The following is a 21,126-nucleotide window of genomic DNA, read 5'->3' as shown; positions in this document are numbered from 1 at the left end:
CCTATTCCCCCTTACTTCGGCTGCATACGGATTGCTCCGTCAAGCCGGATCACTTCACCGTTCAACATCGGATTTTCCACAATGCTTTGGACCAATTGCGCGTACTCCGCTGGATGCCCAAGGCGTGCCGGAAACGGCACAGAAGCCGACAGCGACTTCACGGCCGCTTCCGGCAAGCCATCGAACATCGGCGTTTGCATCAGGCCTGGCGCAATGGTCATAACACGGATGCCGTCCCGTGCCAATTCACGCGCAATCGGCAGCGTCATTGAAACTACTCCTCCTTTTGAAGCGCTATAGGCAGCTTGTCCAATTTGCCCTTCATAAGCAGCAACCGAAGCAGTTGAAATGATGATGCCCCGTTCTCCTTCTGCATTCGGTTGGTTTTTCTGCATGGCTGCCGCCGCCACCCGAATGACATTGAATGTGCCAATCAAGTTGACTTGAATGACTTTTTCAAACCGATTAAGCGCTAGCGGCTCACCTTTTGATACGACTTTGCCGGGAGTGCCGATGCCGGCACAATTAATGACTCCGGTAATCCCGCCCCATTTCTCAACCACGTTCGTTACATTTTGCTCCACTTGTTCCGCATTGCTTACATCGGTTTCAAAATAACAAACGTTCTCTTCACCGAGTTCATCAATAAGCGATTCGGCGCGTTCTTTGTTCAAATCAAAAATGGCCACTTTCCCTCCATTTTGTACGATCCGGCGAACCGTCGCTTCACCAAGCCCTGAAGCCCCGCCTGTTACAATTGCTTTCAATTCTGCTAAATTCATGTCCAGCCTCCTTGTCCCTTATAACCGTTCAATGATGGTGGCATTCGCCATGCCCATGCCTTCGCAAATTGCAAGCAAACCGTAGCGCCCTTCGATGCGTTCCAGTTCATGGAGAAGCGATACCAAAAGTTTCGTACCTGTGGCTCCAAGCGGATGACCCAAAGCAATCGCTCCGCCGTTGACATTCAGTTTTTCAGGATCTGCCCCGATATCGTTCAACCAGGCAAGCGGCACAGGAGCAAACGCTTCGTTGACTTCGTAGCGGTCCATGTCCTCGATTTGAAGCTCTGCTTTTTCCAGCACTTTGCGGGTTGCCGCAATCGGCCCTGTCAGCATCAAAGTCGGATCTGACCCGACAACTGCACGCGCCACAATGCGTGCTTTCGGCTTCAATCCCAGTTCATCCGCTTTTTCACGCGACATCAACAAGACGGCCGAAGCTCCATCGCTCATCTGGCTGGCATTACCCGCCGTAATGACGCCGTTTTCATCAAAGACCGTTTTCAAGCCGCCAAGCACTTCTTCTGTGGTGCCGGGACGCGGGCCTTCATCTACAGAAACCAGCTGTTTTTCTCCATCAGCATTTTCCACTTCAACCGGTACAATTTCCCGGTCATAATGGCCATTTTGGATTGCTTGTTGAGCCCGCTCATGGCTTCGGACTGAAAAAGCATCCAGCTCTTCGCGGCTGAAGTTCCACTTTTCAGCAATGCGTTCAGCCGATAAGCCCTGATTGATAATTTCATATTGCTCGGTTAATTTCTTGCTCGGTCCGGCGCCCTGCATATTAGAGAACATCGGCACACGCGTCATACTTTCCACGCCGCCCGCAATGACAATGTCCATATCGCCGGCCAAAATGGCTTGCGCCCCGAAGTGAACCGCTTGCTGGCTCGATCCGCATTGGCGGTCAATCGTCACGCCCGGCACATAGTCCGGGAACCCGGCGATCAATGCCGCCGTCCGGGCCACATTGCCGCCTTGTTCGGCTACTTGGGAAACGCAGCCCAAAATAATGTCTTCCACCGCACCTTTCTCGACACCTGCGCGGTTCACCAATTCTTCCAACACAAGCGCTGCCAGTTCATCCGGCCGGGTATTGGCATACATCCCTTTCCGTCTTCCAACTGCCGAACGGACTCCTTCTACGATGACTACTTCTCTCATTCCTGACACCCCTTTTATATTTTTCTTCCATTGTAATGCAAACGCTTTCAATTTAAAGAATTGAATGACTATTCACTCATTAAAGCAATTGTACAAGAATTCCCAAGCAAATACCATAAGAAAATCCTGCAGATGGCTCTGCAGGATTCTTTTGTTTATTCTTCTATCAAACCTTGTTCAATCAGGAATTCGCGGGCCACTTCGCTTGCTTCTTCTTTATCCACATCGACACGGGCGTTCATGGCGAGCATTTCCTCTTCCGTGATTTGGCCGGCCAATCCTTTCAGCACTTCTTCCAGTTCCGGATATTCTTCAAGCGTTTCCAAGCGGACGACTGGTGCTGCGTCGTATTTCGGGAAAAACGACAAATCGTCTTCCGTGGTTTCCAAATCAAACAACCCAATCCGGCTGTCCGTCGTAAATGCCGGAATCACATCCACTTCGCCGTTTTTTACAGCTTCGTACATGATGGCAGGATCAAAACTTTCAGTCGCTGAAAACTTAAACGGGTAGGTGGCGATCATATCGTCATAGCCATCGCCTTTACGTTCATAAAATGGATGCGGAGCGCCAAACGACATGTCTTCTGTTTTGGAGATTTCCGCTAAGTCCGAGTACGTTTTGGCATCATAGCCGCTGTCTTTCGAAAACGCCAGCGTATAGCCGTTTTCAAATCCAAGCGGCTCCAGCCATGTCGCATTCAGCGTTTCTTCATAGCCTTTTCGCACACGATCAAGCACTTCTTCCGAAGACTGCCCAGGCTGTGATTCTTCTTTCAATACGTCTTTTAATCCGGTGCCGGTATATTCCACATACATATCGATATCTCCTTTTTCAAGAGCCGGCGTCAAAATGGACACTTCGCCGAGCCCGTCTTCATACTCTACGGTGTACTCAGAATTCGCTTCAATATACTGCCCCAGGATATGCGGCAATATGTACTGCTCCGTCCACGGCTTGCCGCCGATCACGATTGGATCTGTTCCTTCGCCGCCGCTTCCGCAGCCAGCCAATCCGACAGACGCTGCCAATAAAATGGCCATTGCTGTTTTTCTCACGGATATTCCCCCTTAAATTTTTAAGCCTTTCGGCGTCATGCGCTTCTCAATTTGTTTCAGCACTAAGTCGAATCCAATGGCCAATAAGGCAACCGGCAATGCGCCGGCCAGCACCAAAGCATTGTTATAGGATTGAAGCCCGCGGTAAATGATGTCACCAAGCCCTCCGGCTCCGACAAACGTTGCCAGTGTGGCGATGCCGACCGTCAGCACGGTTGCGGTGCGGATGCCGGCCATGATAAATGGCAATGCCAGCGGCAATTCAATCTGGCGCAGTATCTGCGTACGCGTCATGCCCATGCCCCGCCCTGCTTCAATTACAGAGCCGTCTACGCCGGTAATGCCGGTATACGTATTGCGCAGAATCGGCAACAGCGCGTAAATAATCAGCGCCACCAAAGCCGTCGGTGAACCAATGCCAAGAATCGGCACTAAAAATCCGAATAAAGCCAGACTGGGTATGGTTTGGAAAATAGCGGTCACCCCGATGATCGGTTCAGCGTAACGCCGGTAGCGGGCAATCCCTATCCCTGTCGGCAAAGCGATGGCAATGCCGATAGCGACAGCCACAAAAGACAGATAGATATGCTCCAGAAAAGCCGATTGGATCATTTCCTGGCGGCTGATAAATGTATCGATGATTTGACTCAACTGGCTGCACCTTCTTCCTTATGAAGGGCCGCCCGCAGTAAATCACGGTCGCTGGCATAAGCGATCACATGCTCATTTTCCATTAGCGCCAGACGCGGAAGTCCGCTTGCGGATAATTGTGCTGCCGCTTCAGCGACGGTTGCATCGACCGAGATCTTTTGGGCATCTCCCCGCCAATCCTTTTCGAACAGAGAAACAAACTCTTTCAGCTTTCTTTCGCCGAATGTCCGCTGCCGGCTGATGCGTTCGGCACCGATGAAATTGCGCACAAAATCGTTCGCCGGTTCGGCAACCAATTGCTGCGGCGTCCCTATTTGCTCCACCTGCCCGCCACGCATCACAATAATGGAATCGGCAATTTTCAGCGCCTCATCCATATCGTGGGTGACAAAGACGATGGTTTTGCGGATGTTCTTTTGCAAGTTCTGCAGCTCATCCTGCAATTGTTCACGGCTAATTGGATCCAGTGCAGAAAACGGCTCATCCATCAACACGATATTCGGGTCTCCTGCGAGCGCCCGCACCACACCGACACGCTGCTGCTGGCCGCCGCTCAGTTCAAGCGGATAGCGGTGGAGGAACGTGTCTGGATCAAGGCCGGTCAATTGCAGCAATTCACGTACCCGTGCATCGATCTCCCCTTTTTCCCAGCCCAGCATTTTGGGCACCAAGGAAACATTATCGGCAATGGTCATATGGGGAAGCAAGCCGATCCGCTGGATAACGTAGCCGATAGACCGCCGCAGTTCAATCTCATCCAGTCCCATGATTGGCTTTTCATCAATCAGGACAGTGCCTTCAGTCGGTTTTTCAAGTTTATTGATCATTTTCATAAGCGTGGTTTTCCCGCAGCCGCTTGGTCCGATAACCGCTGTTAATTGATGTGCAGGCAATGTAAGAGACACTTCTTTTAAGGCTTCCGTGCCATCGGGAAACCGTTTGGTGACCTTATCAAATTGAATCACAGCACCCACTCCTTTCTCTCTCTTTCGACCTACTTTTTAATTTACCCAGAACGGGAATCATTTACTCTTTTTCCCTGCTTCCTTTCCAGAATCAGACGAAATCGCTTTAATGGCTGCTGTCAATTCATTGAAACGGCGATCCAAAGCTCCATACTCTTTATCTTTTGGCTGCATCAAACTAAGTTTGCCCAGAACAGCTTGGCGTTCTGTCTCCAGCTGCAACATGTCGACTTGGACATCTCCATCGGATTTATTGTTCCATTCCGAAAAGCTGTTTTCATACTTGAGCAGCTTGCCTTCCTCAAATACCAGCAATTTATCCGCCAGTTTTTCCATGAAAAAGCGGTCATGGGTGGCAACCAGCAAAGTTCCCGGAAAGCTCTCCAAAGTTTTCTCCAACTGTTCACGGGAAGGCAAATCGAGGTGGTTGGTCGGTTCATCCAATAACAGCACATTGCAGTCCGACAGCATAAATTCCATTAACTTCAATTTGACCCGCTCCCCCATGCTCAAATGACGAACCGGTTCGGTCCAATGGTGTTTTTCAAACCCCAAGTTGTCCATCAAGGTCCGGATTTTGCCGTTCACTTCATAGCTTCCTGTTCCAAATAATTCCGCAGGCGTTTTTTGTTCCGGCAAGTCAAAAACATTCTGGCTCAAGTAGCCGATTCTCATACCGGCAGTCAACCAAATCTCTCCTGAATAATCGGTTTCTTTTCGGAGCATACTGAAGAAAGTGGATTTGCCGCTGCCGTTTTTGCCGACCAGCCCAACGCGTTCGCCGTGCTGCACGGTAAAAGACGCATTTTCAAAAAGAAAACGGTCTCCAAACGCCTTGCTGACTTCTTTCAATTCCATGACGCGCTTCCCTTTTTTATCAGCACCGCCGATTTCAAACTTGACGCTTACGTCTTCTTTCGGCCGCTCTACCCCATCCTTTTCCAGTTCAGCTTCCAGCCGTTTCCGCTTGCTGCGCACTTGAACATCCATGCGCTTTGCTTTGGAGCGGTAAAATTCTTTATAGCCATCTTGTTTCGTCGAGTCCGCATGGGCTTTTCCCGACCAGGACTGCAGTTCCGAAAGCTGCTGTTCCACACGGGCGATTTTCGCCTGCTGCTGATTGTATTTTCTTTGCTGCGTCAGTTTCCGGTGTTCTTTCTCTTCTCTAGAGACGCTGTAATTACCTTTATAAACCGTCAATTTTTTGTCTTCAATTTCCCAAATATGAGTCGCGACTTGATCAATAAAGTGCCGGTCATGCGAGACGATCAGCACTGTACCGGCATACGCTGCCAGTTGTTTGACGGCGGCTTCGATGCTTTCCGCATCCAAGTGATTGGTCGGCTCATCAAGCAGCAGAACTTCTGCATTTTCAGAAAGTGCCCGCGCCAAGCGCATCTTCATCGCTTCGCCTCCACTTAAGCGGCTGCGGACTTCCGGCACATGCCATTTCGTTTCAAGCTTCCGGCTGCTCGCATTCCCAATTTCACCATCCACCCGCTTCACTTCCTGTTTCATATAAGCGACAGACGGTGCTGAACCAATCCATTGAATTCCCGGAAGACCTTCAGCAACAGCATCCAACAAGGATGATTTTCCACTGCCGTTTGCACCAATGATGGCGATGCGTGCACCTTTTGGAATATCGGCCTGTACTTCTTTCAAAACAATCCGATCTTCAAATCCGATTGTCAGCTTATTTACTTTCCCTCTAATGGTCATAGCCCTTCCCCCTAACCGGAGAAATAAAAAAATTCCTCCGAATTGTATTCGGAAGAATTCGCATACCCAAATAACCTGTTTTTCACAGGCTGTTCTTTTTGCTAAAAATGGGCAGACGAATCCAATCTCTTTCACACCAAAATCTTCGGTTGCATAGAAATAGGATTAGTTATCCATCGGCCACCCATCATCCCTTCAGTTTATTGCCACTACTATAACATATTATTCTGGCAGATCGTCCTCGATTTTCAAATGGACCGGCGTCGCAATTTGCTCAAAGCCGATTTCTTTGTAGATTTTATTGGAGGTGGGGTTCTGCAAGTCCGTATAAAGCATGACGAAATCGTATTCACCGAGCAGTTCTTCGGTCACTTCTGCAACAAGCGTGCGGGCATAGCCTTTGCGCCGGTGTTTCGTTGGCGTAAAGACAAACGATACCGTAATGCCATTTTTGGATGGCCGCGATTTTTTCATGCAGGCCACCACTTCATTGTCCACTTCCCATACATAAACTTCTTTCAGTTCAATAAACGAATCGATTTTCCGCGCCGCTTCCGCCGGGGTGGACACGGCAATGCCTGTCTCCTGCTCAAAAAGCAAAATCCATTCTTCAAGCAACGGCGCATCTTTTTTATTCGCCACTCGCCACGTTCCCGGACTTTTTTCAAGGCGGGTGTTTACAGCATCGGCCCGGTATAGCCCTTGGTGCATGAGTACCCGTATTTCCCCGCCAACGCGTTGAATCCACGCTTCAGCTAACCTGTGGGCAACGGCCTGGTCGCCGACAATTGCGTCCACCACTATGCCTGAAGCCAATAGTCGGTGCGCTATTTCTCTTTCAATAGCAGGAACTTCTTGAAAGACGACCAGTTGAAACGGATGAGGCGGCGTCATCAAACAGGCAGCCGCCACTTCTCCCTCATTTTCCATTGTCGCCAAAAAGTATTCTTCGTAGCGTCCCTCTTGTATTTGGTTCAGTATCCCTAAAAATAAACTATATATGTCTTCGTTTTTGTATAGCAGCTTCTCCACTCGCTCTGCAAATGCAGCGGGATTTGTATAAACGATCCAATCCATTTCGGCTCACTCTTTTCTGTCTTGATCTCTGACTATTAGATATTGGCTAAAGGTGGAAAAAACTCCTGCTAAATAAAGTTTTTTCCGAAATTTATTTCGGCTGGCACCATAATAAAATCTAAAAATGGCCCATCCGCTTTATGCGGTTGAGCCATTCACACGTTTCTATTCAAGTTCCATTTGTTTTGTTTCCGTCCCAAGAAATGCCACTGCTAACGCTCCGATAATGATGGATACACAGAAAATCCCAAAGATCCAGCCAATGCCGTATCCTGCCGTCAGCATGAAGCCGACCAATAACGGACCTAAAATGCCGCCGATCCGGCCAAACGAAGCCGCCATTCCCGTACCGGTTCCGCGAATGACCGTCGGGTATTGCTCTGGCGAATACGCATAAAGCGCTCCCCAAGCGCCCAAGTTAAAGAATGATAAAAAAGCTCCCGCTGTAATCAGCACAGCGATGGTGTCGGCATTTCCGAAGACAAGCGCACTGGCAGCCGTTCCAATCAAGTAAGTAACAAGAACAAACTTGCGCCCTGCTTTTTCAATCAGCCAAGCTGCGGAGAAGTACCCCGGCAACTGGGCCAGCGTCATAATCAGGACGTAGCCAAAACTTTGGATCATCGTAAAACCTTTTAAGACCATGACGCTCGGCAGCCACAGGAACATGCCGTAATACGAAAAGACGACCGTAAACCAGACAATCCAAAGCATCAATGTCGGACGGCGGTACTTTTTGGACCAGACGTCTTTTATATTGGTTGAAATCGACCGCAGCACATCTTTTTTGGCTGAAAACTGCGGGGAATCCGGCAGTTTGATGCGCAGATATAACGCATACAATGCCGGCAATGCAGTCAGCAGCAAAGCGACGCGCCAACCGAACGACGGAATCACAAAGTAAGAAATAAGCGCGGCAATCAGCCAGCCGCCTGCCCAAAAACTTTCCAACAGTACAACCACGCGGCCTCGTTCATTCGCGGGCACACTTTCTGAAACCAGCGTCGAAGCAACGGGCAGCTCACCGCCAAGCCCCATGCCAACGAAAAATCGCAGCAGCATAAACGCAGCAAGCGATGTCGTCAATGCGGAAACTCCGCTTGCCAATGAAAACAGCAATAAGGTAATGATGAAAATTTTCTTGCGGCCGACCCGGTCCGCATAAATACCGAAGACAAAAGCGCCCACAGCCATGCCGATTGAATTGACACTGCCGATCCAACCCATTTGAGACGCATTTAAATTCCAGTCTACTTGCAATGCCGCAATGACGAAAGACAGAATCCCTACATCCATTGCATCAAAAAGCCAACCCAATCCTGCCACTCCAAGCAATTTGTTTCTTGATAGCGGAACAGTGTTTTTCTCTGTTAACGTAGCCATGCCAACTCTCCCTGTCTTTACACATGTAATATGATGTCTTTACACCATACTATACTCTTTCGATATGCGGGTGACAAGACAGCTGGTAAAAGTTGAATTTTTCAAACAATTCTTGTCATTCAGAGCCATTATTGGCAGAGGAAGAAATAACGGCGGCGTTAATACTCGCCATCATCGCTGCCTGCTGGGCCTGCATCAACATTTCCAACGATGTTGAAAATGTAACATCAGAAACTTCGCGGGTTTCGATAATGTCTTTCATGCCAAACTGCACTGCCGTTGAAAAAGCGACATCCTTGTACCATCTGAATAATTTGCTGTTTTCCAGCTGCCGTGTATGTTCGACAATCTGCCCAAGTGTGTGGCCGCTCGCTTTTGCCGTTGCCAGCAGCCCTAAAATCGGATACTGGGGCGACCGTATTTTTATTTTCTCGTTCTGCAGAAATTCACGGATCGCCAATACCCTTCCAACCATTTCCGGATCGTATTCCGGGGAATTGAATGTCATAATCTGTGACAACCATTGCAAATCATTGCCCATGCTGAAGCCGTGTTCCCGGAGTTCCCGGTAATAAGCATTCATCGTTGCCGCCCGTTCTTCAGCAGTTCCTTCCCGCCTTCCCAAAAGCACCGCATAAGGCACATCCTCATTTGATGTCAGGAATTTATGATGCTGCCTCATTTGATCGTATAGTTCTTTTGCGCGCTCCGCTTCGCCCGTATCTTCCATCAGCAAGGCGGCCAAATACGTATAAGGCGACTTGCGGAACCCCGCTTCGTTCAGTTCCAGCTGTTTGGCATTCAATTTTTTCAAGCCGCTTTCCGGATCTCCCTGAAGCGCCAAAAAGGCGGCCGCGATATGGAACATATAATTCCTTAACGGAGAAGCCCAGCCTTCATTTTTCTTGATGGCCACTGCGGCTTCTTCGTGTTCTTTTTTCCGAAATCCTGAGTCCTGCGTAAGATAAAAATTGGTCACTGCCAGGGCAATCCGTTTATCCACTGACCATCCAAGCGTTTTAGATACTTCTTTAAAAGTCTCTTCTATAAGTTTCATGTCCATAGAAAACGCCTCCTTGTCTCATTTATACGAGACGAGGAGGCGCAAGGTTTCACTTATACAATCAATACAAGGCTGACCGCCATGACGGCCATCCCAGCCACCAATCCATAAATGGACAAATGGGCTTCATCGTATCTTTTGGCAGCAGGCAATAGTTCATCCAGAGAAATGAAAACCATAATGCCGGCTACTGCCGCAAAAATAATGCCAAACAGCGTGTCGCTAAGGAAAGGCATTAAGATCAGCCAAGCGGCAATGGCTCCGACCGGTTCCGAAATTCCGGATAAAAAACTGTACTGAAAGGCTTTTTTCCGGCTGCCGGTTGCGTAGTAAATCGGAACCGACACCGCAATCCCTTCCGGAATATTATGGATGGCTACGGCAATTGCGATAGCTACCCCTAAAGCCGGATCCTGGATTGCCGACATGAACGTGGCGATGCCTTCCGGGAAGTTATGGATGCCGATTGCGAGCGCTGTAAATATCCCCAATTTCCGAAGATGGGCATATTCCGCGTTGGTCGGCCCTTCATCCATGTCTTCTACCGTCTTCACTTCATGCGGGTTTCCCACTTGCGGCAAAATCCGGTCCAATACTGCCATGAAAATCATTCCGCCAAAAAAACCAGCCAGCGTCAACCAATATCCGAATGATTCCCCATGGGCACCGGTTAAAGCATCTTTTGCTTTCACAAAGATCTCAATCATCGACACATAAATCATAACGCCCGCGGAGAATCCAAGTGAAATCGACAGAAATTTAGTATTAGTGCGGGAAGCAAAAAAAGCAATCAAACTACCGATGCCTGTTGCCAATCCAGCAAATAGCGTCAATCCAAGAGCAAATAATACGGCACTGTCCATAACCCCGACTTCCTTCCATTCTTTTGAATAGGGTTATTGTACGTTAAAAGTTTCCTTTGCGCAACTTTTATCAATCAAGGAAGATATTCTATTATTCTCTAATTTCCCAATTGTTATTCACAGAAATCACAAGACCTATAGAATGCTTAACACCTGTTGCCACTATTCCTTAATCCGCAGCAATTCCCCCAGTTTCCGCCAATCTTCATCTTTCAACTCCCGCACCGGCGGGTTATAAAAAACGCTGGCCGGATGGAATGTCGGAAAGATATGATACACTTCTTCCGTTTCAGTAAAGGCTTGCCTTTCCTCATTCCACATTAAAATCGGCGTTTCCATCAGAACGCCGTGCAGCTGCGTCACTTTCGCTTTCGGCCCCACCAGTCGCTGCAGCCCGATATTGCCCAAAGTGACAATCAGTGGCGGATGGATGTCACGGATTTCGGTATCCAAAATCGGCGCATGGGCGATAATTTCTTTTTTGGTCGGCGCTCGGTTGTATTTCCGCTCAGTTACTGTTCCATTGCGCTCTTTTTTTGTTCCCCATTTATACGGACGGCTCCGCACTGCACTCGTGATATACACATCTTCCCTGGCTAAGCCGACACTTTCCAGTGAAGCCATCAGCTCTTTTCCAGCTCGTCCCGTAAACGGAATGCCGGTTTCCACTTCATTTTCCCCTGGCGCTTCCCCTACCAACATCAAGGCCGGATGAAGCGGCCCGCTTCCTCTTACAAAGCCTTCTACCGGAAATTCTTTGATTCGTTCTATGCCAATTTGAACCAATTCATCTGCAATTTTATACATACCATCACCCCGAATTCTTTTATTTTTCGCGCATGTCATGTTTTCTAACATAAATTTTCAAAAAACTATTGCATTGTCAGAATTTATTGTTTAATATGTTAGAAAACCTAACATAACTTTTGTTAGAATCATTTTGAAGGAGGAAAAACAATGAAAAAGATCGAGACAATCATCCGCCCCTCCGTTTTTGCCAATGTTCGCCAAGCTTTGGCTCTTGAAGGCATTGATGGTTTAAGTGTCACTGAAATCGCTGGAATCGGAAAACAAGAAGGCCGGGTCGGTTTGTTCCGGGGCAATGCCTATACGATGGAGTTTTCTCCCAAGTTGAAACTCGAAATGGTCGTGGATGACTCAAAAGTGGAAGCCATCGTGGATGCTTTGCTGGAATACGCCTCCACCGGCGAAGTCGGCGACGGCAAAATTTTCATCTTGCCGGTTGAGGAAGCCATTCGAATCAGAACAAAAGAACGCGGCATCATCGCCGTCGGATAAGGAGGAATTTCTATGGAAGCAGTTCAAAGTTCAGTTGATATGATGTGGGTTATGCTCGGCACGATTCTCGTCTTTTTTATGCACGCAGGATTTGCGATGCTTGAAACCGGGTTCACCCGTTCTAAAAATACCCTTAATATCCTTATGAAAAACTTAATCACCGTCGCCCTTGGTTCGATCCTTTATTTCTTTGTCGGTTTTGCACTCATGTTCGGCACTTCGGGGTTCGGGATGATTGGAACAGATGGATTTTTATTAGCAGGCCGGGAAGATATCGGCTTCTTTGTTTTCCAGGCAGTATTTGCGGCAACCTGCGCCACGATCATTTCGGGAGCAGTCGCTGAACGCATGCGTCTCGGCGCTTATATTTTAGTGACCATTGCAATGACAGCGTTTATTTATCCGATTGTCGGACATTGGGTGTGGGGCGGCGGCTGGCTGTCGCAGATCGGTTTTATCGACTTTGCCGGTTCGACCGTTGTCCACTTAACCGGAGCAACCGCTGCCTTCATCGCCGCTTGGAAGCTTGGCCCGCGTATCGGCAAGTACAGCGGAAAAATCGTCAATTCGATTCCCGGCCACAATTTGCCGCTCGGTGCATTGGGTGTGTTCATCCTCTGGCTCGGCTGGTTTGGCTTTAATGGAGGCAGTACTTTGGCAGCGGACCCGGCACTTGTTCCGCCGGTCATTTTAAACACATTGCTGTCAGCTTCTGCCGCTGTACTGGCAACCGCCCTGTACACACGTATGCGCTACGGCCGGATCGACCCTTCTTTAACGATGAACGGCGCATTGGCCGGCTTGGTCGGCATTACAGCAGGTGCGGCAAACGTCTCCTTTTTGGGATCTATCGTAATCGGCCTCATCGCCGGCATCATTATGACTGAAGCCGTACATTTGCTGGATGCAAAAATTCGCATAGATGATCCAGTCGGCGCGATTGCCGTCCACGGAGTAGTCGGTATTTGGGGAACATTGGCGCTTGGCTTTTTCGATACAACAGGCGGCCTGCTCTACGGGGGCGGCGCTGAAATCCTCGGCATCCAAACGGTCGGCGTCTTAGCCGTCATCGCCTGGACTTCTGTATCCGCCATCCTTGTATTGGCCATTGTCAATGCCGTCATTCCGCTACGCGTAGCAGCGGAAGACGAAGAAAGCGGGCTGGACTTTGCAGAACACGGTTCTCAGGCTTACGCGATGCAGGACGTCCTAAGCGGAGCTCCATCAGCAACCAATTCTTTTGCCGAACGGCTTAACCAACTCGGCGAACACGCCGCTCCGCAAAAACCATAATGCCCATAAATAAAAGCAGGAACCATTTAACCTGTTCCTGCTTTTCATTGTGTATGCGCCCTTCTGAAAGAGCGTTCTCTCATTTCGTACCAGAATACAACAGCGGCAAACAACGCATAACCTATACACCAGCCAGCTAAGATATCCGAAAAGTATTGCTCGCCGCCAGCCACCCGCGACAAACCGATGGCGATGGCCAGCCCCACTGCTGCCAGCCAAACGAACCCTTGGGCTGTACGGGTTCCAAGCGATCCCACCAGAAAATAAGCGGCCGTCAGGAGATAAAGAACCGCCCCCATGGCATGCCAGGAAGGAAAGCCGTAGCTGTCCAAGCCATGCGAAAAATCTGGCCTTTCCCGTTGAAACAGTTCTTTTAGCCCCTGGTTCAACGCCCGTCCTGCTCCGACTGTCAAAAAGACAAACAACATTCCGCGGTAATCCCTGCGGCGCAGCCATAAGTACACAATCATGGCGATTCCAACAATAAATACAACAGCTTCATCCGCCAGAACAGAAAGAACGTCCAGCAAACCGATTCCCGTCAGCAAATCAGCGGCTTGCCGGTCGACTTCTGCGAATGCCCCGTCAGCGAAAGTAAGCCCGATTCCAATAAAACCGATCAACGCAAGTATCCCCAATAAATACAATAGACGCTTCATAGCCTCACCTTCTTTCCACGAGCTCTTCTGTCTATTATAGTCTAAATTTTCCATTCATTCAAAAATGCTCGGTTTGGGCATTGAAGTAAGCAATGGCTTAGACGCTTTATTTGCTGTAAAAGCATATTTTAACCGTTGTTGTGCGTATTTTAACCTTTACCGAGCGTATCTCCAGAATAATCGAGCGTATTTTAACCTTTACTGGGCGTATTCAAAAAACCCTCCAAGAAGGAGGGTTCAGTTTAATATGCGGCGCTTATTTTTGCTGTTCCAACACACCATCGACCATTTTGTAGACTTTGTCGCAGTAGTCGATAAGGCGGGTGTCGTGCGTCACCACAATGGTGGTCGTCATTTTATTTTTTGTTTCGTCTTTCAGCAAGCCCATCACTTCATAAGCCCGGTCAGAATCGAGCGATGCCGTTGGTTCGTCGGCCAAGACGATGGACGGATTGCTGTAAAGCGCTTTGGCAATCGCCACCCGCTGCCGTTCCCCGCCTGACAGGTCAGACGGGTATTTATTGCGCAAGTCGCCGATGCCCAAATCTTTGTAGAGCTGTTCGACTTCTTCTTTGTTCATATTGTTTTTCTTCACTTTATCCAGCAGCTTCATTTGCTTGTCGACCGTCAAAAACGGCACCAGATTGGAAGCTTGCAGGATAAAGCCGATTTCTTTCAAACGGATTTTGGAACGCTCTTTCTCATTTAAAGAAGTGATGTTTTCGTTATTGATGATGACTTCCCCGTTCGAAGGCGACAACAAACCGCCGGCGATTGTCAGGAACGTGCTTTTCCCGGAACCCGAAGGCCCGATTACCGCAATCATCTCTCCTTGTTCTGCATGAAAGTCAGTCGACTTCAAAGCGTCCACTTTTTTATGGCCGCTGCCGAATGTTTTTTTCACTTGGTTTAATTCCAACACTGCCATCGTTTATCCTCCAATCGCTTTTAGCGGATCTATTTTCACAATCGTCAATACTGAGAATACGGCCCCTGCAATCGCTACGACTACCAGCACTGCCCCGTATATCAGCATCGTCGGAATATCAAATGCAACAGGTACTGCAGCCGGCAAAAACAAGCCGGTTACCAGCGTCAATGCCAATCCAACCGCTACCCCGATCAAAGCCAGAATAAATGTCTGGGCGATCACGGAACGCGCCAGGTAGCCGCTTGGCACGCCTTGCGCTTTCATCACACCAAACATGCTGATTTTTTGGACGGTCAATACGTACAAGAAAATCGCCACGATAACCGATGAAATGACGAACAAGAAGTAGATCATGAAGTTCAATGTCAAACTTTGTGCTGTATACCCCGGCAAGTTCTCAATGAAGGTCTCCACTTCAATGGCTTCAAGTTCGTCTTTATCCGTCGCTGATGAAACATCCTCCGTCCGTAAAACCAATCCGTTGATCTGGTCTTCGTTCGCTTCAGCTGCTTCTCCGAATTTCACCCGTTGAAAAGTTGCCAAGTCGCCGTAAAGCACAGGTGCCGCATTAAAGCGGGCTTCTTCTGTGAATCCGACAATCTCCAGCTTTTCTTCTGTCGAAGACAATTCCACTACGTCGCCAAGAGCAAAGCCGTCTTCTTTCAATGTATCACTGGCAATGACTTCGTTTTCTCCGGCAAATGCTTCACCTTCTGTCACTTCAGGCATGATGAATTCGTCTTCCCGGATGCCAAAGATGGAAACGTTGGCTTTTTGGTCATCGTTCCGTGCAATGGCATTAATCTGGCCAAGAACCGCCGTTTCGTCAGCTTCTACGGCTTCCGCTTCATCAATCGCCAAGGAAGATGCCACTAAGCTTTTATCCGATTCTTCGGTCAGCACCACTGCCGATGCTTCCCATTTGTCTACCGCTTCACGATTTAAGCTGGCTAAACCATTGGCAAGTCCCGATAAGAAAAACACAAGATATGCCACCAGCATAAGGACGCCAATAATCAAAACGAAGCGAAGCTTATTTTTTTGAATTTCGTTCCATGCCAAAAACATTCCATCACTTCCTGTTTCTTAAGTATGTAATCAGTATAGCAGAAACACTTATATATTACTTATACAAAGTTTGTATACCCTTTGTATTTATTGCTAACCCCTGAATACGGAAATAAACAAGGCGGATCTCTGACGTTTCTGCCCATTTCTTCTACATTCATTATTCACTGCTTTCTTTAGCTCCCACAAAAAGAAAACTCCCGCTTTTGAAAAAGCGGGAGCAGGAGAAATCCTATGATAGATATTCTTATTTAAACGCAGCTTGGATGTCTTTAACCATCTGGCTTACAGATTGGAATCCGCCGCCTGACAAGTACCAGAAGTCTGGATCCAAGTAGATGATGTTGTCGTTTTTATAAGCGTTTGTTTTTTGTACCAATTCGTTTTCAAGGGAATCTTTCGCACTTGCTTCATTGCCTACTGCTGCATTGCGGTCAACTACGAACATCATGTCCGGATTTGTTTCCAGAATGTATTCGAAAGAAATGCTTTGGCCATGAGTTGAAGCTTCAATTCCTTCATCTGCTTGTTTAACGCCGAACACGTCATGGATGATACCGAAACGTGATGCCGCTCCATAAGCGCTCACTTTGCCTTCATTCGCTAGAACGATCAATGCTTTTTCGTCAGTAATGCTTGTTTTCAAATCTTCGATTTGCTTTTCAACTGCAGCCAATTCTTCTTTCACTTGGTCTTCTTTTCCGAAGATGTCTCCAAGTGTGTTCATGTTTGCTTCAAATGATTCCATGTATTTCGTTGTATCTACAGCCATGTTGATTGTTGGAGCGATTTTTTCAAATTCTGGGTACATGTCTGCCTGGCGTCCAGAAATGATGATCAAGTCCGGCTCCATTGCATTGATTGCTTCAAAGTCCGCTTCTTTCAACGTACCGATGTTTTCGTACTTTTCAGTGTCTGCGTATTTTTCAAGGTAAGCAGGAATGCTTGCTTGCGGAACACCCGCAACAGATTCTTCAAGGCCTAACTGGTCCATTGAATCAAGAATACCAAAGTCAAAAACAACTACTTTTTTCGGGTCTTTGTCAAAAGTTGTTTCGCCAAGCTCATGTTTCACCGTAATTGTTTCTGTCTCTTTCCCGTCAGCTTTTGCAGCGTTTGCATCCGTTGCTTCTTCTTTCGCGCCGCAAGCTGCAAGTACTGCTACCATCATTAATGTAAATGCGATCAATAACCACTTTTTCATTTTTTCGAGCTCCCTTTTATTAAGAATTGAAATACACGCAAATCCGGCAATTATCCATTTGCTGAATCGGAATATCCATATCATAGATTTCTTTCAATGCTGCACTTTGAATGATTTCTTCCGTTGTTCCGTCTTTCACCACTCGGCCATTTTTCAATGCCACGATGCGGTCGGAATACACAGAAGCGAAATTGATGTCGTGAAGGACGATGACGACTGTCTTGCCAAGTTCATCCACCAAGCGGCGCAAAATCTTCATGATTTGTACGGAATGCTTCATATCCAGGTTATTCAGCGGTTCATCCAACAAGATATAGTCGGTGTCCTGGGCAATGACCATCGCGATAAACGCGCGTTGGCGCTGCCCGCCTGATAACTCGTCCAAATAAGAATTCTCCATTTCCTTCAAATCCATATAATCGATTGATTGGTCGACCATCTTTTCATCTTCGTCATTGAGACGGCCCTTCGAATAAGGAAAGCGGCCAAAAGAAACCAGTTCGCGAATTGTCAAACGGACATTCATGTAGTTGGATTGCTTCAGGATGGAAACACGTTTTGAGAAGTCATTCGATTTCAACTTTTTGGTGTTGGTTGAATCGATGAGCACTTCCCCGGTATCCGCATCCAAAAGCCGGCTAACCATTGAAAGCAATGTGGATTTACCTGCACCGTTCGGTCCGATAAAAGAAGTAATCTGGCCGCGCTGGATATCAACCGAGACATTTTCCACCACTTGCTTTTTTCCGTACAGCTTCGTCAATTCACGAACTTGGATCATTTAGATCGACTCTCCTTTAATAGTAGATAGATGAAGTAAACTCCACCGATGAAATTGATGATGACGCTCAATGTCGTATTGAAAGTGAAGATCCGCTCCACTACCCATTGGCCGCCGACTAAGGCAACCACACTGATGACGATTGATCCTGTCAATAACACCGAATGTTTATACGAGGTGAAAAATTGATAGGACAAGTTTGCAACAATCAGGCCGAAGAAGGTAATCGGTCCGACGAGCGCCGTGGCAATGGCAATTAAGACAGCCGACAGCACCAGCATTTGTTTTACGAGTGCGTCGTAGTTTACTCCAAGATTAATCGCTGTATCGCGGCCAAGCGTCAGAACATCCAATGAGGAATTCTTCTTCCAGGCAAATGCGATCAGCAAAGTGATAAAGACGAGTGAAGTCCATACCAGATCTTCGTTAACATTATTGAAGCTGGCAAACATCCGATCCTGGATGATCGAGAATTCATTGGGATCGATCAGCACTTGCAGGAACGTGGAAATGCTTCCGAAAAACGTTCCGCAAATGATGCCGACCAGCAAAAGAAAGTAAATCGGCCGCTCGTTCTTTTTGAACAGCAATTGATAAAACAGTAAAGCGAATACCACCATGACAGCAATCGACAGCAAGAAGTTCACTTGCTTGTTGACGATCGTAATGTGATCTGAACCAAGGAAAAAGATCAGCAGAGTCTGAAGCATCATATAAAGCGAATCCAGTCCCATGATGCTCGGCGTTAAAATCCGGTTATGGGAGATGGTCTGGAAGACGACCGTCGCATAGGCGATGGCCACTCCCGTCAATACCATGGCAAACACTTTTACGCCGCGTCTCGGCAATGCGTAATCGAAACTCCCGTTCAAATCCTGGAACAGGTATACCCCACAAGCCGCTAAAGCCAAGCCGACCAGTATGAGCATCTTATGTAAATCACGCATATGCTTTCCTCCTAAACAATAAGAAGAGGAAAATAAAGCTTCCGATGACACCGACCATTAAGCTGATGGAAATTTCATACGGGTAAATTAATACTCTTCCTAAAATATCGCATACCAGCAAGAAGATGGCTCCAAGCATCGCTGTATGCGGCAAAGTTTTTTGAAGATGGTCACCTTTGAAAATCGAAATGATGTTCGGGATGATCAGCCCCAAGAACGGAATCATACCAACCGTTAACACTACCGTTGCTGTAATCAGCGCAACCAGCGTCAAGCCGATGTTCACCACGCTCCGGTATTTCATCCCCAGGTTTTTGGAGAAGTCTTCTCCCATCCCGGCAACCGTAAAGCGGTTGGCATAAAAATAAGCGATAATAAAAACCGGAACACTGATGTAGAGCAGTTCGTAGCTTCCTTTCATGATCATCGAAAAATCACCTTGCAGCCAGGCGGACATATTTTGGATAACGTCTGCGCGGTAAGCGAAGAATGTCGTGACCGAAGAAAGAATGTTTCCGAACATCAATCCGACAAGCGGAATGAATATAGCATCTTTAAATTTGATGCGGTCAAGAATTTTCATGAAAAGAAACGTTCCGGCAAGTGCAAAAGCGAATGCTACCGTCATTTTCTCGAGCATTGATGCATTGGCGAACAACAGCATCGAAACGAGAATCCCAAGCCTTGTAGCATCTAATGTACCTGCCGTCGTAGGAGACACAAACTTATTGCGGCTTAACTGCTGCATGATGAGTCCTGCCATACTCATTCCCGCACCTGCCAGCAAAATCGCAACCAGCCTTGGCAGTCGGCTAATCAGGAATATTTGTGTTTCTTCCGATTGGAAGTCAAGCAGATCGGTGATACTGATACTGCTTACTCCGACAAACAACGAAATAACAGACAGTATGATTAATGCTGGTATTAAATATCTTTTTTTCATAGCTGCCCCTCATCCGTGCTCAATAAGGATTTATTGATTAATTAAATCAGTGATAATGATTATCACTTACTCACAAGTTTCAGTATAGCAGTTTGGCGAGAAGAGTCAACGATTAAATGAGAATTATTTTCAATTAGTTGAGAATTAATTGATTTGTTTATAACTTTGCCATATTTGCTTTCATATGCAGAAACGCTTTTTGGGGGCAATAAAAAAGCGCATGCCATATGCATACGCTTTTCTTTCAGTACTATTCCATTTCTTTTGCTTGTTCGATAACATCAGCCGGTACAGTAATAGCTTCAATTTCATTGTATTTGCTATAAGTCGAATCCAGGTCTGACTGAATATTGACGGAGTCGCCTTCAATGTTCATATCGATGTCCATGTCGACATTCATAATGTTTGGCAGGAACGTTTCTTTATCAATGAAAATCTCATAAGATACAGCATTAATTGTCATTTCTTCCATAGCCACTTGTGCTTCCAGTTCCATTTGGCCTAAAAACTGCTCCATTTGCTTGTCGATCAACGCTTGGAACTCTTCGCCGGCAGCATCCAATTTTAGAATGTATTCATCTTCTGTCTGTTCAAATGTGAAATCATCCTCGAATGCTTTCAGGTCTTCGAGCTGCTGGGAAGGATCTGCCGTTTGCTGTTCCATCATTGCCTGAAGATCCTGGATGTTTTCATCCGGCATTTTAATCCAGGAGCCGATTGTTGGGTCATTCATGTACATGCCTTCTTCTGTCATATACATTTCCATTGTCATCGGTTCCGGAGATCCCATTTCTTCCGACACCATCGTCGTTTTAGCCTGCTGGTAGAAAGCGACCGGATCGATGGTCATGTCCATGGCGATATCCATCGCAATCTCCATTTCCATTCCCGCCGATTCGATGCTCATTACCTGGTTGTTCACCATATCCGCGTGAAGGCTCTTAATTCCTTCGGAAGCTTCCTGTGACTTTGCAAACACTTCTTCCAACGTCAATTCACTATCCGCTGCTTTTTTGTCTGCAGTTCCTGCTGCCGGTTCCGCTGTCTCTCCACAAGCTGCCAAGCTCATCGCCAAAGCGCCTGCACCCATTGCCATCATCCACTTTTTCAAATCTCTCATCCTTTCAAAATTTGGCTTTTCTTATAGTACGGGAATGATTGGAAAAAGTTTCAACTAATTGGCATTTATTTAATGAATATTTCGATTTCAGAAACTTTTATTCGTTTATTTCTTTGCTTTCGATTATACTTTTCAATAGATTAAAATCCT

General features: G+C 47.2%; 21 protein-coding genes. 2 read left to right on the top strand and 19 right to left on the bottom strand.

Going from position 1 to position 21,126, the window contains the following annotated elements; translation table 11 throughout:
• Positions 1-11: 11 nt before the first annotated feature.
• From HU147_RS07160 to HU147_RS07110, 11 genes are all read right to left on the bottom strand, one after another.
• Positions 12-782 (bottom strand): 3-hydroxyacyl-CoA dehydrogenase, encoded by a 771-nt coding sequence (locus tag HU147_RS07160; protein WP_224075597.1) that lies wholly within the window; start codon positions 780-782, stop codon positions 12-14.
• Positions 783-800: 18 nt separating this feature from the next.
• Complete coding sequence (locus HU147_RS07155) at positions 801-1,949, bottom strand: thiolase family protein (RefSeq protein ID WP_224075596.1); 1,149 nt, start codon at positions 1,947-1,949, stop codon at positions 801-803.
• 155 nt (positions 1,950-2,104) lie between these two features.
• Positions 2,105-2,992, bottom strand: coding sequence for a glycine betaine ABC transporter substrate-binding protein (locus tag HU147_RS07150; RefSeq protein WP_263427777.1), 888 nt, complete (start codon positions 2,990-2,992; stop codon positions 2,105-2,107).
• 27 nt (positions 2,993-3,019) lie between these two features.
• A complete protein-coding gene (locus tag HU147_RS07145; RefSeq protein WP_440137293.1) occupies positions 3,020-3,619 on the bottom strand; it encodes an ABC transporter permease in 600 nt (199 codons plus the stop codon).
• Positions 3,620-3,654: 35 nt separating this feature from the next.
• Positions 3,655-4,623, bottom strand: a complete 969-nt coding sequence (locus HU147_RS07140; RefSeq protein ID WP_224075593.1) for an ABC transporter ATP-binding protein — start codon at positions 4,621-4,623, stop codon at positions 3,655-3,657.
• Positions 4,624-4,680: 57 nt separating this feature from the next.
• On the bottom strand, positions 4,681-6,345 hold the full coding sequence (gene abc-f, locus HU147_RS07135; RefSeq protein WP_224075592.1) for a ribosomal protection-like ABC-F family protein: 1,665 nt from the start codon (positions 6,343-6,345) through the stop codon (positions 4,681-4,683).
• Between the two features lie 222 nt (positions 6,346-6,567).
• Positions 6,568-7,422 carry a GNAT family N-acetyltransferase gene (locus HU147_RS07130; protein WP_224075591.1) on the bottom strand — a complete coding sequence of 285 codons (855 nt, stop codon included), beginning with the start codon at positions 7,420-7,422 and terminating at the stop codon, positions 6,568-6,570.
• Positions 7,423-7,587: 165 nt separating this feature from the next.
• Positions 7,588-8,805 (bottom strand): MFS transporter, encoded by a 1,218-nt coding sequence (locus HU147_RS07125; protein ID WP_224075590.1) that lies wholly within the window; start codon positions 8,803-8,805, stop codon positions 7,588-7,590.
• Positions 8,806-8,920: 115 nt separating this feature from the next.
• Positions 8,921-9,868, bottom strand: a complete 948-nt coding sequence (locus tag HU147_RS07120; RefSeq protein WP_224075589.1) for a DUF4003 family protein — start codon at positions 9,866-9,868, stop codon at positions 8,921-8,923.
• A 53-nt stretch (positions 9,869-9,921) separates the two neighbouring features.
• Positions 9,922-10,731: a zinc transporter ZupT gene (zupT, locus tag HU147_RS07115; RefSeq protein WP_224075588.1), complete on the bottom strand. Its 810-nt coding sequence runs from the start codon at positions 10,729-10,731 to the stop codon at positions 9,922-9,924.
• A 162-nt stretch (positions 10,732-10,893) separates the two neighbouring features.
• A complete protein-coding gene (locus HU147_RS07110; protein ID WP_224075587.1) occupies positions 10,894-11,538 on the bottom strand; it encodes a uracil-DNA glycosylase in 645 nt (214 codons plus the stop codon).
• A gap of 150 nt (positions 11,539-11,688) precedes the next feature.
• Between HU147_RS07110 and HU147_RS07105 the strand changes: the two genes are divergently transcribed.
• Both HU147_RS07105 and HU147_RS07100 read left to right on the top strand, forming a co-directional pair.
• The gene (locus tag HU147_RS07105; protein WP_036807619.1) at positions 11,689-12,030 is read left to right on the top strand and encodes a P-II family nitrogen regulator; all 342 of its coding nucleotides are present in this window, start codon (positions 11,689-11,691) and stop codon (positions 12,028-12,030) included.
• A gap of 12 nt (positions 12,031-12,042) precedes the next feature.
• On the top strand, positions 12,043-13,323 hold the full coding sequence (locus tag HU147_RS07100; protein ID WP_224075586.1) for an ammonium transporter: 1,281 nt from the start codon (positions 12,043-12,045) through the stop codon (positions 13,321-13,323).
• Between the two features lie 44 nt (positions 13,324-13,367).
• Here HU147_RS07100 and HU147_RS07095 read toward each other — a convergent pair whose 3' ends face one another.
• The 8 genes from HU147_RS07095 to HU147_RS07060 all read right to left on the bottom strand — a co-directional run bounded on the left by HU147_RS07095 (position 13,368) and on the right by HU147_RS07060 (position 20,976).
• Positions 13,368-13,982, bottom strand: a complete 615-nt coding sequence (locus tag HU147_RS07095; protein WP_224075585.1) for a phosphatase PAP2 family protein — start codon at positions 13,980-13,982, stop codon at positions 13,368-13,370.
• 256 nt (positions 13,983-14,238) lie between these two features.
• Positions 14,239-14,910: an ABC transporter ATP-binding protein gene (locus HU147_RS07090; protein ID WP_224075584.1), complete on the bottom strand. Its 672-nt coding sequence runs from the start codon at positions 14,908-14,910 to the stop codon at positions 14,239-14,241.
• Between the two features lie 3 nt (positions 14,911-14,913).
• Positions 14,914-15,981 (bottom strand): ABC transporter permease, encoded by a 1,068-nt coding sequence (locus tag HU147_RS07085; protein ID WP_224075583.1) that lies wholly within the window; start codon positions 15,979-15,981, stop codon positions 14,914-14,916.
• Positions 15,982-16,228: 247 nt separating this feature from the next.
• Positions 16,229-17,185 carry a siderophore ABC transporter substrate-binding protein gene (locus HU147_RS07080; protein WP_224075582.1) on the bottom strand — a complete coding sequence of 319 codons (957 nt, stop codon included), beginning with the start codon at positions 17,183-17,185 and terminating at the stop codon, positions 16,229-16,231.
• Positions 17,186-17,204: 19 nt separating this feature from the next.
• Positions 17,205-17,966 (bottom strand): iron ABC transporter ATP-binding protein, encoded by a 762-nt coding sequence (locus tag HU147_RS07075; RefSeq protein ID WP_036807645.1) that lies wholly within the window; start codon positions 17,964-17,966, stop codon positions 17,205-17,207.
• Positions 17,963-18,913, bottom strand: coding sequence for an iron chelate uptake ABC transporter family permease subunit (locus HU147_RS07070; RefSeq protein ID WP_224075581.1), 951 nt, complete (start codon positions 18,911-18,913; stop codon positions 17,963-17,965). The genes HU147_RS07075 and HU147_RS07070 overlap by 4 nt, the downstream gene beginning before the upstream one ends.
• The gene (locus tag HU147_RS07065) at positions 18,906-19,856 is read right to left on the bottom strand and encodes an ABC transporter permease (protein WP_224075580.1); all 951 of its coding nucleotides are present in this window, start codon (positions 19,854-19,856) and stop codon (positions 18,906-18,908) included. Before HU147_RS07065 ends, HU147_RS07070 begins: the two co-directional genes overlap by 8 nt.
• A gap of 250 nt (positions 19,857-20,106) precedes the next feature.
• A complete protein-coding gene (locus HU147_RS07060) occupies positions 20,107-20,976 on the bottom strand; it encodes a DUF6612 family protein (protein ID WP_224075579.1) in 870 nt (289 codons plus the stop codon).
• Positions 20,977-21,126: the final 150 nt, after the last annotated feature.

The sequence above is a fragment of the Planococcus chinensis genome, from assembly GCF_020071995.1.
In the GTDB taxonomy this organism is placed as follows: Bacteria; Bacillota; Bacilli; order Bacillales_A; family Planococcaceae; genus Planococcus; species Planococcus chinensis_A.
This window is presented reverse-complemented; position numbering and strand designations above follow the sequence as displayed.

What these genes read in the sequence shown, in the direction of transcription:
- HU147_RS07060 (WP_224075579.1), bottom strand. Translation starts at nt 20,976, where the DNA reads ATGAGAGATTTGAAAAAGTGGATGATGGCAATGGGTGCAGGCGCTTTG.
- HU147_RS07065 (WP_224075580.1), bottom strand. Translation starts at nt 19,856, where the DNA reads ATGAAAAAAAGATATTTAATACCAGCATTAATCATACTGTCTGTTATT.
- zupT (WP_224075588.1), bottom strand. Translation starts at nt 10,731, where the DNA reads ATGGACAGTGCCGTATTATTTGCTCTTGGATTGACGCTATTTGCTGGA.
- HU147_RS07125 (WP_224075590.1), bottom strand. Translation starts at nt 8,805, where the DNA reads ATGGCTACGTTAACAGAGAAAAACACTGTTCCGCTATCAAGAAACAAA.
- abc-f (WP_224075592.1), bottom strand. Translation starts at nt 6,345, where the DNA reads ATGACCATTAGAGGGAAAGTAAATAAGCTGACAATCGGATTTGAAGAT.
- HU147_RS07110 (WP_224075587.1), bottom strand. Translation starts at nt 11,538, where the DNA reads ATGTATAAAATTGCAGATGAATTGGTTCAAATTGGCATAGAACGAATC.
- HU147_RS07130 (WP_224075591.1), bottom strand. Translation starts at nt 7,422, where the DNA reads ATGGATTGGATCGTTTATACAAATCCCGCTGCATTTGCAGAGCGAGTG.
- HU147_RS07145 (WP_440137293.1), bottom strand. Translation starts at nt 3,619, where the DNA reads ATGATCCAATCGGCTTTTCTGGAGCATATCTATCTGTCTTTTGTGGCT.
- HU147_RS07090 (WP_224075584.1), bottom strand. Translation starts at nt 14,910, where the DNA reads ATGGCAGTGTTGGAATTAAACCAAGTGAAAAAAACATTCGGCAGCGGC.
- HU147_RS07155 (WP_224075596.1), bottom strand. Translation starts at nt 1,949, where the DNA reads ATGAGAGAAGTAGTCATCGTAGAAGGAGTCCGTTCGGCAGTTGGAAGA.
- HU147_RS07105 (WP_036807619.1), top strand. Translation starts at nt 11,689, where the DNA reads ATGAAAAAGATCGAGACAATCATCCGCCCCTCCGTTTTTGCCAATGTT.
- HU147_RS07075 (WP_036807645.1), bottom strand. Translation starts at nt 17,966, where the DNA reads ATGATCCAAGTTCGTGAATTGACGAAGCTGTACGGAAAAAAGCAAGTG.
- HU147_RS07100 (WP_224075586.1), top strand. Translation starts at nt 12,043, where the DNA reads ATGGAAGCAGTTCAAAGTTCAGTTGATATGATGTGGGTTATGCTCGGC.
- HU147_RS07080 (WP_224075582.1), bottom strand. Translation starts at nt 17,185, where the DNA reads ATGAAAAAGTGGTTATTGATCGCATTTACATTAATGATGGTAGCAGTA.
- HU147_RS07150 (WP_263427777.1), bottom strand. Translation starts at nt 2,992, where the DNA reads ATGGCCATTTTATTGGCAGCGTCTGTCGGATTGGCTGGCTGCGGAAGC.
- HU147_RS07120 (WP_224075589.1), bottom strand. Translation starts at nt 9,868, where the DNA reads ATGGACATGAAACTTATAGAAGAGACTTTTAAAGAAGTATCTAAAACG.
- HU147_RS07160 (WP_224075597.1), bottom strand. Translation starts at nt 782, where the DNA reads ATGAATTTAGCAGAATTGAAAGCAATTGTAACAGGCGGGGCTTCAGGG.
- HU147_RS07070 (WP_224075581.1), bottom strand. Translation starts at nt 18,913, where the DNA reads ATGCGTGATTTACATAAGATGCTCATACTGGTCGGCTTGGCTTTAGCG.
- HU147_RS07085 (WP_224075583.1), bottom strand. Translation starts at nt 15,981, where the DNA reads ATGTTTTTGGCATGGAACGAAATTCAAAAAAATAAGCTTCGCTTCGTT.
- HU147_RS07095 (WP_224075585.1), bottom strand. Translation starts at nt 13,982, where the DNA reads ATGAAGCGTCTATTGTATTTATTGGGGATACTTGCGTTGATCGGTTTT.